The sequence below is a fragment of the Moorella naiadis (nom. illeg.) genome (genome assembly GCF_051020825.1).
In the GTDB taxonomy this organism is placed as follows: Bacteria; Bacillota; DSM-521; order Neomoorellales; family Neomoorellaceae; genus Neomoorella; species Neomoorella naiadis.
Genome location: NZ_JAXGFQ010000008.1, coordinates 43,896 through 60,260 on the forward strand (window position 1 = coordinate 43,896; position 16,365 = coordinate 60,260).

General features: G+C 59.7%; 15 protein-coding genes. 5 read left to right on the forward strand and 10 right to left on the reverse strand.

Annotation, left to right across the window (positions count from 1 at the left end):
- Positions 1-34 precede the first annotated feature (34 nt).
- Entirely contained in the window at positions 35-1,216 is a 1,182-nt protein-coding gene (locus SDD30_RS07000; protein ID WP_434074211.1) for a M20 family metallopeptidase, read from the reverse strand.
- 131 nt (positions 1,217-1,347) lie between these two features.
- Here SDD30_RS07000 and SDD30_RS07005 point away from each other — a divergent pair, with 131 nt between their 5' ends.
- Positions 1,348-1,581: a hypothetical protein gene (locus SDD30_RS07005; RefSeq protein ID WP_434074212.1), complete on the forward strand. Its 234-nt coding sequence runs from the start codon at positions 1,348-1,350 to the stop codon at positions 1,579-1,581.
- Here the strand turns inward: SDD30_RS07005 and SDD30_RS07010 are convergent.
- The 4 genes from SDD30_RS07010 to SDD30_RS07025 all read right to left on the reverse strand — a co-directional run bounded on the left by SDD30_RS07010 (position 1,553) and on the right by SDD30_RS07025 (position 6,054).
- A complete protein-coding gene (locus tag SDD30_RS07010) occupies positions 1,553-2,485 on the reverse strand; it encodes an aminopeptidase (RefSeq protein WP_434074213.1) in 933 nt (310 codons plus the stop codon). The genes SDD30_RS07005 and SDD30_RS07010 overlap by 29 nt on opposite strands.
- Before the next feature lie 12 nt (positions 2,486-2,497).
- Positions 2,498-3,502: an AmmeMemoRadiSam system radical SAM enzyme gene (amrS, locus tag SDD30_RS07015; RefSeq protein WP_434074214.1), complete on the reverse strand. Its 1,005-nt coding sequence runs from the start codon at positions 3,500-3,502 to the stop codon at positions 2,498-2,500.
- A 174-nt stretch (positions 3,503-3,676) separates the two neighbouring features.
- A complete protein-coding gene (gene amrA, locus SDD30_RS07020; protein ID WP_434074215.1) occupies positions 3,677-5,134 on the reverse strand; it encodes an AmmeMemoRadiSam system protein A in 1,458 nt (485 codons plus the stop codon).
- Between the two features lie 170 nt (positions 5,135-5,304).
- Positions 5,305-6,054 carry an N-acetylmuramoyl-L-alanine amidase family protein gene (locus tag SDD30_RS07025; RefSeq protein ID WP_434074216.1) on the reverse strand — a complete coding sequence of 250 codons (750 nt, stop codon included), beginning with the start codon at positions 6,052-6,054 and terminating at the stop codon, positions 5,305-5,307.
- 216 nt (positions 6,055-6,270) lie between these two features.
- Between SDD30_RS07025 and SDD30_RS07030 the strand changes: the two genes are divergently transcribed.
- Together SDD30_RS07030 and SDD30_RS07035 are read left to right on the forward strand one after the other, a co-directional pair.
- Positions 6,271-7,248, forward strand: a complete 978-nt coding sequence (locus tag SDD30_RS07030) for an ATP-binding cassette domain-containing protein (RefSeq protein WP_434074217.1) — start codon at positions 6,271-6,273, stop codon at positions 7,246-7,248.
- A gap of 30 nt (positions 7,249-7,278) precedes the next feature.
- A complete protein-coding gene (locus SDD30_RS07035; protein ID WP_434074218.1) occupies positions 7,279-8,073 on the forward strand; it encodes an ABC transporter permease in 795 nt (264 codons plus the stop codon).
- A 121-nt stretch (positions 8,074-8,194) separates the two neighbouring features.
- On the opposite strand, the gene SDD30_RS07040 is transcribed toward SDD30_RS07035, so the two are convergent.
- From SDD30_RS07040 to SDD30_RS07050, 3 genes are all read right to left on the reverse strand, one after another.
- Positions 8,195-9,853, reverse strand: a complete 1,659-nt coding sequence (locus SDD30_RS07040; protein WP_434074219.1) for a sodium:solute symporter family protein — start codon at positions 9,851-9,853, stop codon at positions 8,195-8,197.
- Between the two features lie 115 nt (positions 9,854-9,968).
- Positions 9,969-10,427, reverse strand: a complete 459-nt coding sequence (locus tag SDD30_RS07045; RefSeq protein ID WP_434074220.1) for an OsmC family protein — start codon at positions 10,425-10,427, stop codon at positions 9,969-9,971.
- 286 nt (positions 10,428-10,713) lie between these two features.
- Entirely contained in the window at positions 10,714-12,828 is a 2,115-nt protein-coding gene (locus SDD30_RS07050) for a sigma 54-interacting transcriptional regulator (RefSeq protein WP_434074221.1), read from the reverse strand.
- Positions 12,829-13,328: 500 nt separating this feature from the next.
- On the opposite strand from SDD30_RS07050, the gene SDD30_RS07055 reads away from it, so the two are divergent.
- Positions 13,329-13,538 carry a 2-oxoisovalerate dehydrogenase gene (locus SDD30_RS07055; protein WP_109208249.1) on the forward strand — a complete coding sequence of 70 codons (210 nt, stop codon included), beginning with the start codon at positions 13,329-13,331 and terminating at the stop codon, positions 13,536-13,538.
- Positions 13,535-13,774, forward strand: a complete 240-nt coding sequence (locus SDD30_RS07060) for a type II toxin-antitoxin system HicA family toxin (RefSeq protein WP_434074222.1) — start codon at positions 13,535-13,537, stop codon at positions 13,772-13,774. Before SDD30_RS07055 ends, SDD30_RS07060 begins: the two co-directional genes overlap by 4 nt.
- Before the next feature lie 67 nt (positions 13,775-13,841).
- On the opposite strand, the gene SDD30_RS07065 is transcribed toward SDD30_RS07060, so the two are convergent.
- The gene (locus tag SDD30_RS07065) at positions 13,842-15,578 is read right to left on the reverse strand and encodes an aldehyde ferredoxin oxidoreductase family protein (protein ID WP_434074223.1); all 1,737 of its coding nucleotides are present in this window, start codon (positions 15,576-15,578) and stop codon (positions 13,842-13,844) included.
- A gap of 52 nt (positions 15,579-15,630) precedes the next feature.
- Positions 15,631-16,248 carry a cyclase family protein gene (locus tag SDD30_RS07070; RefSeq protein ID WP_434074224.1) on the reverse strand — a complete coding sequence of 206 codons (618 nt, stop codon included), beginning with the start codon at positions 16,246-16,248 and terminating at the stop codon, positions 15,631-15,633.
- Positions 16,249-16,365 lie beyond the last annotated feature (117 nt).

A 16,365-nucleotide genomic window follows, 5' to 3' on the forward strand; every position in this document is an offset into this window, starting at 1 on the left:
CGGTATAGCATCACGTTGTCCCTGTTAGCCAGATTTAGGTTTTCTTGATTGCCTCCCCCCCGGCAAACTCCTCTTTAATCCTGGCCAGCAGCTCCCGGTCGAGCATAACGTCGGCCGCCGTCCAGGCTAAGGCCCGGGCGGCCAGGACAGCCAGCTGCCGGCCGGCTTCGCCCCGTACCACCCGGGCAAACTGGCGGCTATGGGGCACCAGCCGGCCGGCATTCAGGGAGAGGTAGGGGTGGATGGCCGGTACCACCCGGCTGACATTGCCCATATCCAGGGAGCCCCGGCTGCGGGAAGCCTGGGCCAGGTTGGTTACTCCCAGTTCCTGCAGGTTGCGCTGCCAGGCGGCAGCCAGGGTACGATTGACCAGCATAGCTTCATAGGATGGTTCGTAGTTGTGGTACCAGAAACGGGTGCCCGTAGCCAGGGCTGCCGCCGTAGCACAATCCTCCACCCGCTGAGCCACGCGGTTTAAAGCCTCCCGGGTGCGGGCGCGCAGGTAAAAACGGGCCACTGCCCGTTCGGGAATAATATTAGGCGAGACGCCGCCCTCGACAATTATGCCGTGGATGCTGGCCTCGTCCTTCAGGTAAGGCCGCAGGGCATTGATATTGTTAAAGAGCTGGATGACTGCCTCCAGGGCGTTGGCCCCCTCTTCCGGGCAGGAGGCAGCATGGGCAGCCCGGCCTTCAAAAATAAACTCCAGGGCCTCCAGGGCCAGAGAGGATACTTCTACTATATTGGCGTCCCCAGGGTGAAACATCAAGGCTACATCCAGGTCGTTCAGGACACCGGCGCGTACCAGCAGCACCTTGGCGCCGCGGCTCTCCTCGGCCGGCGTGCCGAGAACGACGATCGACCCCCGCAGATCGTCCTTTACCGCCGCCAGGCCCAGGGCGGCACCCAGGCTGGCAGCGGCGATGAGGTTATGGCCGCAGGCGTGACCCAGCCCCGGCAAGGCGTCATACTCGGCCAGCAGGCCCACCACCGGTCCCGGGGCTGCGGTTAGCTCGGCCCGGAAGGCCGTAGGCAGCTGGCTCAGGGGCCTGGTGATGCGAAAGCTCTTCTCTTTGAGTATCCCGGTGAGGAGATCGGCGGCAAAGTACTCCTGGTTACCGGTTTCAGGGTGATCAAAGATGGCTTCGGCCACCTGGATAATCTGGCTTTTTATAGCATCAATAGCCTGGTTGATTTTTTCTTTGACGACTTGCATACATAGCCCCCAATCACCCGGAGATTAGATTCCCGGGCGATGGAAATAATACTACCCGCCAGCCTATAACAAGGTATTTGCTAGCAGTAACCATTTAAGGTAGAACCCTGTTTTCAAAGGAGGTTTGCTCCGTGTCCCTGGCAACCTGCAGCTGCCAGTGTACTTATTATAATGACGGTCTGTGTGAGCTGGCCGGCCACCTCGACCAGGGCCAGCCCGTTATCTGCCCTTACCAGCAGCCGGCCACCGCCGACACCCGGCCCGGCCTGCCAACCCCGGGGTGGGAGGGGCTGCCGCCCGCCTTTGCCACGGCCAGGCACCCCCGCTACCCCGGGCCTACAGCACCTGCTGCCCGTCAACGCTGAGGCTCGGCCGCAGGAGAATGCCGTCCAGGTGGCTGGGGGCCTCCACTTGACCGCCGAAGGTGCTGTTATCCCCCAGGGCGATGTGGACCGTGCCCTTGACCTTTTCATCCTCCAGGACATTGCCCGTCAGTTTGGCCAGGGGGTTCAGGCCGATACCCAGCTCGGCGATGTTACGGCTCGCCTCACCGTAACGGTCCAGCATCTCCTTCAGGGCCGTGGCCGTCTCCCCGCCGGCAACCGCCACGACCCGGCCATGCTCTACCTGGAGCCGTAGAGGTTCTTTGAGAGAACCAAAGCCGGCCAGGGCACCGTCAATGACCAGGGTGCCCCGGGCAGTACACTCCACCGGAGCAATATAGGCCTCGCCGGCCGGGAGGTTGCCAAAGTCGCCCGGTTGGCGATAGAGCCCCGTGTCAGGTTGGCCCTGCCGCCCGGCAATGCTGAAGGTTAAATCCGTACCCGCCGGGGTCGTCAGATGTACCTCTTGGCCCCGGGTAAGAATGGCAGCGTAGCGTTCGCAATCAACGGCCATGGCCTGGTAGTCGACGGCCAGGGTGCGTACCAGCATGTCGGCCGTAGCCCCGGGGAGGGAAGCGATGCGGGCGCCGGCGTCGTTGGCCGCCCGTCGCGCCCGGGTGTGGGAGAGGGATTTGGCGGTTACCAGGACGACCACCTGGCTCTTGAGCATGGCCGCCGCCACCATGGCCGGCGGCTCCTGGCCGTGGTTGGCCCGGGGTAATATTGTTATGTAAACTACTTCGGCTCCAAGTTCCCGGGCAGCCTGGAAGAAGGCTTCGCCCAGGGGCTGTAGATCAGTATCGGTAACTATAAGAACCTGTTCCCCGGCCTTGACGGCCAGGCACTCCGCCAGGGCCAGGCGGCAGGATGGGGTGAGATCAGGCATAATAACAGCTCCTTATTGCCTTATAATAGCCAGCTCGCTGCCGCAGGCGCGGCAGCGGCGGCCCTCCAGGCCGGGCCAGGAAACCTGGTAACCGGTGCGGCGGATAACCAGCTCACCGCAGGCCGGGCAATAGGTATTATTCGCCTCCGGGTCGGCCACATTACCCAGGTAAACATAATGCAAATGTTCCCGGGCCATCTCCCAGACACGGCGCATGGTGGCCAGGGGGGTCGGCGGTGCCTGCAGCCGGTACTGGGGGAAATAGCGGGAAAAGTGCAGGGGCGTATCCACCCCCAGGTTGCCGGCCACCCAGCGCACCAGTTCCCCCAGTTCGTCCAGGTTGTCATTGAGGCCGGTGACCAGGAGGGTCGTTATCTCCACATGGCTGCCGGCCGCCACCGCTGCTGCCGCCGTCCGCAGGACAGGGCGGTAGTCGCCGTGGACTATTTTACGGTAAAACTCCAGGCTGAAGCCCTTGACATCAATATTCCAGGCGTCAATCCAGGGCAGGAGTTCTTGGAGCGGCTCCTCCTGGATAAAACCGTTGGTGACCATAACGTTCTTCAGACCGGCTGCCCGCGCCTGCCGGGCCGTAGCCAGGACGAATTCAAACCACACCAGGGGCTCGGAGTAGGTATAAGCGATGCCCAGGCTGTCAACTTCCCGGGCCTTATGCACCAGGTCCGCCGGGGTAATGACCGCCGTTTCCGGTTCTGCCTGGGCGATCTCCCAGTTCTGGCAGAACTGGCAGCTGAAATTGCAGCCGATGGTCCCGGCCGAAAGGATCAGGCTGCCGGGATAGAAGTGGTAAAGGGGCTTTTTTTCGATGGGGTCCAGGGCCAGGGAGGAGCAGCGGCCGTAGTTACGGCTAATGAGGCGACCCGCGCGATTTTCCCGCACCCGGCAGATACCCCGTTTACCGGGGGCAATGACGCAGGTATGGGGGCAAAGACGGCATTCTACCTTCTCCCCGGGTAACTTTACATAATACTGGGCTTCATGCAGGGCTTGGGCCATCGGTAACCTCCTCCTTCGCACCTCATTTCAGGGTAGACGTCCATGCCGGGACGACGCCCGGCATTATTTTTTTACCACTATAGTTAAACCTTACTTAACTAGTCAACCCCCACCATCCCCCTACCTTCTCCGTCTCTCCTCCGTTTTATGGACACTTGGCTTATAAAGCGAGATTTAATGATAGCGCGTTACCTTAAACCGCTCCAGGCGGTAGGGTTCATCAGGGCCGATACCACCCTTCTGGCGGGCAATGGCCACCTGTTCTTCGACTGTATCCACCCCTTCCAGGTCGGGCAGGAGCAACCCCCGCCGCCGGCCGCGGCTGACGATGACGCCGTAAACCCTAGGGTCCAAGTCGGCCAGGGTGGCTGGTTCCGGTGCACCCAGGACATCTACTGAGTACTGGAGTTCGGGCAGTTCGTCCATTGTGACCGGGGGAAAGCGGGGGTCCTCCAGGCCGGCGGCCAGGGCGTTATAAATTATCTCCTGGGCCAGGTTTTCCCTAGTAGGGCCAATGGTACCGATGCAGCCCCTTAAGCTGCCGTGTTTCTTCAAGGAAACAAAGGCTCCGGCCCGGCCGGCCAGTTCCGGGGGTAGGTGGTCAGGTACTGGTAGCACCTGGCCGGTTCGCAGGTAGTGCTCCAGGCTCTGACGGGCCAGGCGCACCGGCAGGGATTCCCCGGCGTTCCCGGATTCCCCGGATGCCCCGCTTTCTGCCGCTGCCCCGGGTTCTCCGGCTGCTCCGGGCTTGCCGGTTTTCCCAGGGTTTTGCCCCTTCCCGACCAGCAGGCTGGTCGCCGGGTCTTCCCCCACCGGTTCCAGGTGGGCCACCAGGTAGCCGACACCAAAGGGCCCTTCATAAGATAAAACCTCGCCCCTGACTTTATGGCCGTCCAGGGCTCCCAGACCCATGATGAAGGAACGCAGGCCGCATTCGCCGGCCTCCTCGGCCAGGTCTTCGGGCAGGGCCAAGATTCCTTCGACATCCAAGGCCGCCAGCAGCCCTTTCACCCTGGCGTCAAACACCTTACCCCGGGGGCTATAACCCGCCGACGCTCCCGGTAACAGGCGGTGGGACATATCGCCGCTGGCCACCAGCAGGGCCCGGCGCGGGCTGGCTTTGATAGCCTCTGCCAGGGCGGCGCCAAAGGCATAAAGCTTCTCCCTTTCCATCAAACTCATGCCCATGGCTACCAGGGGCAACTCCAGGCCCGCCCGGCGCAGGTAATAAAGGGGTACCATCATGCCGTGGTCCAACTCCGGGGTTAGATCGTAACGCCGGCAGGCAGCCTCGTCCAGCCAGACCATCGGCAAACCTGCTTCCCGGGCTTGAACCGCGATTTTTTGGCCCAGGTCCAGGTCCAGGGAATAGGTAAACTTTACTTCCCCGGCCCGAAAGGCCCCCAGGTCACCCTTCAGCCTGTCGACGGCCCAGAGGCCCACGGCATCCCGGAAGACCGGCCCGTGGGGGGAAATTATAAGCATGACTTCCGGGTGGTGGGCCGCTACCCTGTTGGCCAGCTCTTGGGCCGCCGTCACCGTGGCTTTAATCCTGGCTACCTCATCACGCCCGACCTCCGGCACCATAATCGGCGGGTGGGGCATAAAGACCACATCCAGCAACTGTCCCATAAAATCACCCCTTTTAATATGGCCCGGTGCCGATTCTTTCATGTAATTACCGGTACCGGGTCTTTATCCTCGTAAGTACTCGCTTAAGGATTACTTTACCACATCATCCAGCATTTTGACAGGGTATAAAAAATACGGCTTTTTCGCCGCTGGGAAATCTAGGGCTGGTATCATGGCCCTTTCTTTTGCGCCTGCCCGGTAGTACCTGCTCCCCCCGATCCCTTCCCGGCCAGGTAGTTAACAACGCCGGCGTAGATAGCCAAGGCCATCTGGCGCTGGTAGTGGGGGTCGGCCAGGAGCTTCTCTTCCTGGGGATTGGAGATAAAGCCAACCTCAACGATGACGGCCGGGATCTGCTGGGTGCGCAGGACAAAGGCGTCGATGCTCAAGGGTACCCGGTCGGTGTTGGCCAACCGGCGCTTGATCTCCGCCTGGATGGCTTCCGCCAGCTTTTTCCCCTCCGGTGATTGGGGGTCATAAAAGAGCTGGGCGCCTTTCTCCCGGCTGTCAAAGGCGTTGCAGTGAATAGAGACAAATATATCGGCGCCGACCTTTTTCGCCAGCTTGACCCTCTCTACCAGGTCGTCGCCGGATTCCCCTTCATGAACGTTGTCATCCTGGCGGGTCAGGAAAACCTTCGCCCCGCCGCGGCTCAAGAACCCGGCCAGGTCCTTGCTGATGGCCAGGTTGACCCGGTGCTCCGGCGTGCCTCCCGGTCCCATGGCGCCGGAATCAATGCCCCCGTGGCCGGGGTCGACGACCACCACCTGGTTGGCCACCGCCCAGGAGAGGGCCTGAACGGCCTGCTCCTCCTTTAAGCCCTGGTACCAACCCCAGGCCCACAGGGCGCCCAGTACCACCAGAGCTCCCATTAAAAGGCTCCGGACGCGCCGCCGGCGAACAACCACTACCCGCGCCATGGCTCCGCCTCCCCCACAATTAACCCCCTAATAAATATGCATCTGGATAATTCGCTAAACCAGGGAAGTATTACCTGCTAAGGGGATAAAATAATGGGGGGCATATTCTTGGGGAGGCTCAAAGCGAAATAATCCTTGATCCAGATACTCCCGGCTGCTAAAATTAATTATTAATATCTCAAATCTCATCACTGGTTGCCAAAGGAGAGGGGCCCCGTGGCCATAATTAGTGTTCAGGACCTGGTCAAGCGCTTCAATGAGCTGGAAGCCGTGGCCGGTGTCAGCTTTACCGTAGATGAAAAGGAGATTTTCGGTTTTCTGGGCCCCAACGGCGCCGGTAAATCAACGACCATCAAAATGCTCTGCACCCTTTTACGTCCTACGGCAGGCCGCATCACCCTAGCCGGATTCGACGTGGCCGGCCAGCCGGACGCCGTCCGTCGCGCCATTGGCCTGGTCTTCCAGGACAACTCCCTGGACGACCGCTTAACAGCGGAAGAGAATTTGCTCTTCCACGGCCTCCTCTACGGCCTCTCCCGGGCGGAAATAAAACAGCGGATGGAGGAAGTCCTGGCCATGGTCGACCTGGCTGACCGCCGCCGGGATATTGTCCGCACCTTCTCCGGCGGTATGCGCCGGCGCCTGGAAATAGCCCGCGGCCTCCTGCACCACCCCCAGGTGCTTTTCTTAGACGAGCCGACGGTGGGTCTGGACCCCCAGACCCGCAGCGCCATCTGGCAGCATATTCACCGCCTGCGGCAGGAAAAGGACATCACCATTTTTATGACTACCCACTATATGGACGAAGCGGAGAACTGCGACCGCATCGCTATTATCGACCACGGCCGCATCCAGGCCCTGGATACCCCGGACAACCTGAAACGCCAGCTGGGCGGCGACGTGGTCACCATAATGACCGTGGACGATTCCCGGCTCCAGCAGGAGCTAGCCACCCGCTATGGGGTCAGGGTTATTAAAGATGAAGAAGGCTTGCGCCTGCAAGTAGACGATGGGGCTAGCTTTATCCCCCGGGTAGCTGCCGATTTCCGGGGGCAGATCAGCAGCATTTCCCTGCGGCGACCCACCCTGGACGACGTGTTCTTAAGCCTTACCGGCCGGGCCATCCGGGAAGAAAAGCTTTCCGGTGCCGACCGCATGCGCTTAAACCGCCGCCACGGCCGGTGGCGACGTTGACAAAACTATTTAGGAAGAAGAGGTAGCTATATGCAACCCGCTTGGCGTGCCATTTATACCATCTGGTACCGGGAATTTATTCGCTTTATCCGCGAACGCAGCCGGGTCATCGGCATGATCGGCCAACCCCTCCTCTACCTCCTCATTGTCGGCCAGGGAATCTCGGCGGCCATGGGTTTCCGTGGCGTGCCGGCCAGTGTACCCGTTAACTACGTGCAGTTCATGTATCCCGGCATCCTGGGGATGTCCGTCCTCTTTACCTCCATTTTCTCCGGTGTCTCCATCATCTGGGACCGGGAGTTCGGCTTTTTAAAAGAAGTCCTGGTGGCCCCGGTACCTCGCTGGGCTACCGCCCTGGGCAAGGCCCTAGGGGGCAGCACCGTGGCCCTCATCCAGGCCGCCATCATGCTCATCCTGGCGCCCTTTATCCAGGTACCCTTGACGCCCCTGATGATCCTCCAGCTCCTGGGGACCCTGTTCTTGATCTCCCTGGCTCTGACCTTTTTCGGCATCGCTATCGCCAGCCGCATGGAGACCATGGAGGGCTTTCAGATGATCATGAACTTCCTGGTTATGCCCCTTTTTTTCTTAAGCGGCGCCATCTTCCCCATGACCAACCTCCCCGGCTGGATGAATTTCCTGATGAAAATCGACCCCTTAACTTACGGGGTCGACGCCCTGCGGCGGATTATCTATGCCGGCGCCGACCCCCGGGTGCTGGAATTCCTTGTCCACTACAGCCTGGGTTTCGACCTGGCTATAATCGCCGTTATGGCCTTTGGGCTGGCCCTTATCGGCTCCTGGTCCTTCAGCCGGCAAGAGTAAAAAAACGGCCCCGCAGGGCCGCTTACGAAAAACATATCCTGAAAATAACGCCGTTTACCCATTTCATCCTCCTGTTGGTGCCACCGGCGCGGTAGGAGTATCTGTCATTTTATTCCAGGGTTTAGCCCACCGGCTCTTCACGGGTCCGGGTTCCCTTTAAATGGCTCTTTTCCTGCACCAGTTTGGCTTCTGCGGCCTCCCTGGTAAAGGCTATCACCATGCAGAAAGCGGCGATGAAGATCAGGAAGAGGATCATGCCGAAGACGCCCTTGGTGTAAAGCCAGTTAAACCTGATAACTGCCAGGATGCTTAAGACCAAACCGGTGATTATAGCCCCACGTCCAACATTTTTAGCTGCTCCCTCCCGGGGTATCACCCAGCGATAACTCCCGGCCCTTTCGATTAAGGTTACCAGGGTCAGGGCCGAGACATTAAAGATCATACCAATCCAAACGGGGTGGATGTTCAAATAGAATTTGGCCGGATTCCAGGCGCCCAGGTGGTACCAGGCGATCCCGGAGACAAAGCCGGCTATGAGGGCGCTCACGGCCGCCTTCCGGGTGGCCAGGGGCCAGAAGAGAACGCCGATGATGGGGGCAAAGGTGGCACCGTTACGGACCGTCCAGGCCAGGACATTCCACCAGGCAGCTTGCTCCGTCCGCAGGAAGCCGAAGACGATCATCAGCAGGGTCAAGACGACCAGGGACCATTTAGTATAAGTCACCATCTGCCGGTCGGTTACCCGGGGGTTGAGGGAGGAGACTACATCCCGGCCCAGGCTGGTGGCGCCGGAGAACTGGCAGGGGGCCCCCCAGCCCAGGGCACAGGCCCAGATACCCATAAAGAAGATGCCCACCAGGGGCGCCGGCAAAACCCCGGCCAGGTATTGGGGTACGGCCACCAGGCCGCGGCCCAGACCGGGGGCCGCTACCGCCGCGGCCATACCGAAGAGGACTCCCAGGACGATAAAAATGACGTTGAAACCGGCCGCCCAAAGGAGACCCTTTTGCCCTTCTTCCGGCGTGCGGCAGGAGAGGGCCATCTGAAAGGCTGCCTGGGCCAGGAAAACATTGACCAGGAAGGTACCGAACCAGGCGAGAATTGTCTGCAGGCCAACGGTAGTTAGACCGAACATGGCCGGTTTAGCCACCGCCAGCTGGGCCAGGCCGGCAAAACCGGGTTTGATGAAGAAGGCTGCCAGGCCGATGATAAACATCAGGGTAAAGGCCACGACGTTGGCCGTCTGGGTGAAGACCACCGACCACATCCCCCCGGCCTGGAGGTAAACTAGGAGCAGCAGGGCGCTGAAGATTACCCAGGTGGAGGGGGAGATACCGGTAAAGGCGCTCATGGCGGCGGCAAAGGCCAGGGCGTTGGCCGTCGCGTACATGGGAAAGGTAATGGCCGTTATAGCGCCAGCTATGGCTTTAGCCTGGCGCCCGTACCGGTCACCGATCAGCCCGGATATGGTAACTACCAGGCGTTTCCGGAAGGGAACCACGAAGAACAGGGCAATAATGAGGACATGCAGCATTTCGGCCACGCCGTACCAGCCGGCGGAGATACCGGTGGTGTAGGACAGTTCCAGGATGGCTATATAAGAAGAACCGGAAAAGAGGCCGGTAATACAGACGGCCACCATCCAGGGTTTGAAGCAGCGGCCGCCGACCCAGAAATCCTCGCCGCGGGCGGCCTTGCTTTTGGCCACATTGCCGGCGATGATTAAGACTGCCGTATAGATAACCGCCATGAATAAAATCCAGAAAGCGTAGGCATTCAACCTCGTTCCCTCCTTCGAAAATTGATGTGAGAAATGAGAGGTTAGATATTTTTCTCCCATTCGTTGGTGGCGGCTTGCCACCATGATTAGCTTCTTGTTATATCCCTAATATATCTCAGGCGTTGCTGGCCTTTTCCAGGTAGGGGTAGGGATACTCCTGATCGTTGATGATGAAGGCATACTCGATTTTACCAGCCGCCCTAAGCATGTTGGCTGCCGAACAGTAAACCTCATCGGCCAGTTTAATGGCCTGGGCTACCTTCTCCGGAGGCAGGTTTTTCCCCCGGAAGTGATAGCTTACCCGCATCCGGGTAAAAATCTTCGGGTGGTCGTCCGCCCTTTCCCCTTCAACAGTTATAACCAGGCTGTCAAAACTCACCCGCATCTTCTGGAGGATATGACTCACTTCAATACCGGTACACCCCCCCAGGGCCATGAGCATCAGCTCCATGGGCCTAGTGCCCTGGTTCTCCCCGCCGTAGACGGGGCTGGCATCCATGGCTACCTGGTGGCCGGCGCCGTCATCGCCGATAAACTGCATCTTACCGGCCCAATTAATTGTTACTTTTCCCATACCAACTTTCTCCTTTCGCATGATATCCGGATTAGCTCGTATATCCTTGTTATCTCTATCACATCTATTGCAATAATTGTGCCAGGCTATAGAAAATCCCCTGAAACCTGGAAGAGTCCCAGGGGAATGGTATTAAGAAAGAACACTCGCGGTCCATTAGCGAACCATCCCGGCAAGTTATGGCATTAGTTCTTGTGCTCGCATTCCTTGTATCTTTAAAGGAAAAGCCCGGTACACGGTCGGACCATTATGGTTCAATTATAGACCACCAAACTGCGACTTTAGTTCATTCCCGGCCACTATCCAATGAGCCACCAGGCCCTGGCGATGCGGTCAAACCGTATTGCTGGGCCTTACGTAGCAGGGTTGAATGGGAAACGCCCAGAGCTCGGGCCGCCCGGCGCAGGCTGCCATACCGCTCCAGGGCCATGGCAATTAGCTGCTGCTCTACCTGTTCCCTGGCCTCCTGAAGGGGCAGGAGTTCCTTAAGGACCAGGGGCCGGCCGGCGTTCCCGACTTCCGCCTGCAGGTCCAGGGGCAGGTACTCCGGTTGAATTAAGTCGTCCTCCCCCATAATGACCAGGCGCTCCATAACGTTTTGCAGCTCCCGGACGTTCCCGGGCCAAGGATAGGCCTCCAGGGCCCTGCCGGCCGCCAGGGAGAGGCGCTTATCGGCACCGTACTTAGCATTAAAAATCCCCAGGAAGTGACGGGCCAGGGGCAGGATATCCTCCCGCCGCTCCCGCAGGGGCGGGAGGATGATGGGTACTACATTCAAGCGATAGTAGAGGTCCTCCCGGAAGGTCTTTTCCTTGACCATCCGGCTCAGGTCCTTGTTGGTGGCCGCCAGGATACGAACGTTAAGTTTTATCTCGTGCCGGCCGCCCAGGCGGAAGATCTTCTGTTCCTGGAGAAAACGTAGCAACTTGACCTGAAGACCCAGGGGCAGGTCGCCGATTTCATCCAGGAAAAGGGTGCCGTTGTTGGCCACCTCCAGGAGGCCGACCTTGCCCTCCTTGCTGGCGCCGGTAAAGGCCCCCTTCTCATAACCGAAAAGCTCTGATTCCAGCAGGTTCTCCGGGATGGCGCCGCAGTTGATTCCCATAAAGGGACCTTCCCGCCGCTGGCTGTGGCGGTGGATAAGCCTGGCGACGACCTCCTTGCCGGCTCCCGATTCCCCGGTGATCAGGACGGTAGAATCAACAGCCGCCACCCGCAGGGCCTGGTCAATCACCCGCTCCATGGCCGGACTCTGGTAGATAATTTCCGGCGCCGCCAGGTGGCGGGCCCGCAGGGCCTGGAGTTCGGCCGCCGCTCGCTGGGCCTCTTCCTTCAAGTGACGCAGTTCGGTCATGTCGCGGATGTTGATGACCACCTGGGACACAGCACCCTGTTCGTCCAGGACCGGGTTACCCGTCAGGATGACCTCCCGGCCGGCCGGGGTATGGTACATAATGGTAGCCGTCTTGCCGCCTTCCCGGACCAGGCGGCAGAGCTGGTCGAGCTGGGCCCCGGCTTCGCCGGCTTCCGGCCTCAGGGACTCACCCTTGAGGATGCCGGAGCTACCATCGGCCATAATACGCTGACAGGCTTCATTCAAACCCAGGACTTTACCTTCCCGATCGAGCACCAGCATGCCGTCGTAGCAGGCTTCAATTACGCTTTGTAACTGCCGGTTTAAGGATTTAACTACATTCAGCTCGCTGGATATGGCCTCCAGCTCGGATATATCCTGGAGGACCAGAACGGCCCCCTGTTCCCGCCCCTCCCGGGTAATGGGGTTGCGGCGGATGGCCAGGGTCTGGCCGCCTACCCGGGCTTTATGGAGCTGTTCCCCGGCCGCTTGCGTTAAAAAGGGGCTCAGGCCGGGAGGCGCCAGGACGGTGGCTGCCGGCTGACCCAGGGCCACGGCTGCCGGCAGGTCAATCAGCCGGGAGGCCGCCGGGTTGAGGTGGCAGACCCTGCCTTCCCGGTCAACGGCAATTATGCCGCTGGGCACGGCCTCCAGGACCGCCGCCAGCTCCAACTCCGTCTTCTCCAGGGCGCGATGGACCTTTTTAATCAGGGTAATCCGCGTCAGGACGCCGCTCAGGCGCCGGTTTCTGTTGAGAACAATCAGGCGGTCAATGGGCAGGTCGGCCACCTGGTCAAAGCCGGTGTCTTCATCAATACAGACCAGTTTCCGGTCCATGACCTCCTCAATGCGCGTGGCCAGGGTAGCCCCTTGCTGCAGGGCCTCCAGCAGTCGAAAGACGGTGATAATACCCACCACCTCGCCGTCGGCATCCAGGACCGGGGCGCAGTTGACCTGCTGGCGCTGGTAGACGGCCACGGCATCAGCCAGGGTCTGCCAGTAATGGAGGGTCTCCGGGTCATTGAGCATAACCTCTTTAACCTGCATGGAACCCACCTGCCCTTACAAAATTAGAGGTAACCCGGGCGGCTATCGCCCCCTTTAAGGCTATTCCTATTATAGCAGGTGGTGTACTTTTAGACCACTACTAGATCAATTCCCGGCTGAAGGCTACCTTAAAATCCCGGGGCTGGTCCAGGAGCACCAGTTCCAAGCCCAGGCGGTTCCTGCCGCCGGCCAGGAACAGGACCCGCCGCGCTTTCATGATGTTTCCCATTTCTATAGAGAGGGCCTGACGCGGTACAGCACCGCAAATGGGAAAAAGCAGACGTTGGCACGGACAGTTTCCGGAGCCAAGTCGATGATAAGGGTGACGGCGTTAGGGGCTGCCACCGGATCATTAAAGTCTATGTAGAACCCCATTTTAACTTGAAACAACCACACTGCTTTTAAGAACAGCCCGGGAGTGATAAAATATAGGTAGCAAGTTAGTCTACGATTTGAAGCGAAATTTAAGTTTTGCCTAAAAAGGGGAGGCGTGCATCAATTTGGATAAAGAAATTCTCTTCCTTGTCGAAGAGTCTCCTGAGGGCGGTTACGAAGCACGTGCCCTCGGTTATTCCATTTTTTCAGAGGGTGAATCAGTAGAGGAACTTAAAAACTCTGTGCGCGATGCAGTTCGCTGCCATTTTGAAGAAAAGGATTTGCCGCTGGTGATTCGCCTTCATTTTGTAAAGGATGAAGTCATCGCTGTATGAAAATACCAAGGGACATAAGCGGGGAAGAACTGGCCAGGCTACTCGCCAAGTTCGGTTATCAGATAACGCGGCAGACTGGTAGCCATCTACGTCTCACCACTATATTTAACGGGGAACATCATATCACCATTCCCCGCCATAATCCATTAAGAGTAGGTACTCTCAATGGCATACTAATTGACGTTGCAAAACATCTAAAGATCAGCAAGGAAGTATTGGTAAAAGACCTTTTTTAATAACTAAGGGGGCATGTGGTTGCCCCCTTAGCTGCTTTTTATAATTAACTATACGCGTACTAATTTTTTATATCAACTCCCGGCTGAAGGCTACTTTAAAGTCCCGGGGCTGGTCCAGGCGCACCAGTTCCAGGCCCAGGCGGGCCAGGGTCGCCGGCGCCGGCCGGCCCTCGGCGTCCCAGCCGCGGCGGCGGTAGTAGGCCCGTACCAGTTCCGGCAACCGGGTAAAAGGCCCGGCTTCAATGCCCCCGTCTGCAATGCCCTCCCGCAGGAAACGTTCCGGCAGGGTGTCGGTTGCGCCGCCCAGTCCTTCCCGCAGATTGAAGGCCCGTTCCAGGGTCAGACTGCGTTCGGCCGCCGCCGTGATATTCTCCAGGGCTACTTCCGTACCAGTGACGGCCGTCAACATCTCGGCCATCAGTTCCAGGGGCAGCCAGCCGCCCAGGTAGGCAAAGAGGCAGCCGCTACCCGTTTCCAGGCCGGCCGTCATTTCCTGGATGCGGCTCACCTGGCCGACCAGGTCTTCTCCCTCCCGGTCGGCGGCGAAGAGGCCGGCATGGAGGGCCTTGCCGTAACAGTAACTACCTCCCAGGGCCGAGACCGCCATACCTAATCCATGAAGGGGCCGCACCCGGGGGTCATAACCGGGCATCTCAATACCCTTAATGGTCATGGCGTACTCCATGGCTACGGAACCTATATGTTCCGCCACGCGCTTGACCCCCTCCGCCAGGAGGTCGCCAATGCCGGCCCGGTAGGCGATCATGCGGATTAGCTCCATGGTGGCCTCCGGCCACTCCCAGCCCAGGTCGAAGCCCTCCGCTTGCAGCAGGCCCCTTTGCTGCAGTTCACAGGCGAAGGCTATACTCGCCCCGGCCGAGACCGTATCCAGGCCCAGGTCATCACAGCGTTCGTTGGCCCGGGCGACGAAGTCAGGCTCCAAGCAGCCCGGGTTGGCCCCCAGGGCCCAGTAAGTTTGGAACTCCGGTCCCCTGCGCTCCAGTAACCGGGGTTGGTCGACGGTGTCGATATCCGCCTGCCAGAGGCCTTGAAAGTTATGGGTAGGAAGAACAGCCCCCTTGAGGGCTCCCGGCAGGGGTGCCCGGTGGTCGCGCCGGTTAAGCAACTCCTCCTGGCGCTGCAGGAGCCGGGCCATGAGGTCTCGGTCGGCCGCCGGGATGCCCCCTTCCGCCTCTACTTCGGCCTCTATTACCAGGGCCTTGAGGCGCTTCGCGCCCATAACGGTACCCGCACCACCGCGGGCTGCCGTACTATGGTTGCTGATAATGCCGGCGTAGCGCACCAGGTTCTCCCCGGCCGGGCCGATGCAGGCCACCCGGGCCCCCTGGCCGTGACGCCGGCGCAGTTCATCCTGGGTCTCCCCGGTTCCTTTACCCCATAGGTCCCGGGCCGACCTTATCTCCACCCGACCCCCGAGGCCCAGGTATAAATAAACCGGCTCGGCCGCCTGCCCGGTCAGGATGAGCATCTCGTAACCAGCGCTATGGAGCCAGGCGCCGAAGCCGCTGCCGCCAACAGAGCGGATGAAGCCGCCACTTAAGGGGCTTTTGGTCACCGCCAGCCAGCGGTTGACCCCCCTGGCGCCGTTCCCGGCCAGGGGGCCGGTGACAAAGATCAAAATGTTGTCCGGGCCCAGAGGATCGATGCCGGGCTGGAGTTCGCCGTAAAGATAACGCGCCGCCAGGGGCCGGCCGCCGATAAAGTCCCGGCCTACTTTAGCCGGTATATCCTCCTGGCGGATGCTGCCGTCGGTTAGATTAACCCGTAAAATTTGCCGTTCCAATAAAAACACCCCACCGCTACTTTTTCCTTAGTATCGGCGAGGTGATACCACTCTATACCTCCAGCAGCACCACCCGGGCCGGGGCGGCCTCGGCGCCCAGGAGGCGCAGAGGTAGAGCTAGCATCTGGTACCTACCGGGCGGCACTTCTTTTAACCGCAACCCCTCAATAACAATAATCCCCCGCTCCAGGAGGGTACGATGAGTTGGATATCCGGGCTGGCCCCGCTCCACCCCCAGGGCGTCTAGGCCGACGCCGCGCACCATGGCTGCCGCCAGGTAATGGGCGGCCCCAGCCTCAAGGTAGATAAAATCCGGCTCATTGCCGGCGGCCCAGGAGTTTTTCGTCTTGAGCAGGATAAACTCGCCGGCCCGGACCGGCTGGCCCGCCAGGTCCCCGGCCGTAATGCGGTCGTTAACCGCCCTCAGGTCCAGCACCCGCCCGGTACCGATTAAAACCGCCAGATCCAGCTCGGCAGCCGTCGCCCCGCCGGGTATCACGTGGGCCGGGGCGTCGATATGGGTGCCGGTGTGGGTGTCCAGGAGCCAGCGCGTTTCCCGCACGCCCTTTTCGTAATTGCGGGTTATTTCCATGCGCGGCTGCTTCTCGTCCCGGTCCTTATAAACCGGCATACCATGGTAGATGGGCATGGATATGTCGTAGATTCGCATGGCTTCCATCCGGTTAAATATTTTGAGCCAGGATGATTTGCTTGCAGGTGGGCGTAAAACCTCTTTACTGGCTAATAGTCCTATTTTACACTACCAGTCTAACCGGGGATATTGCCG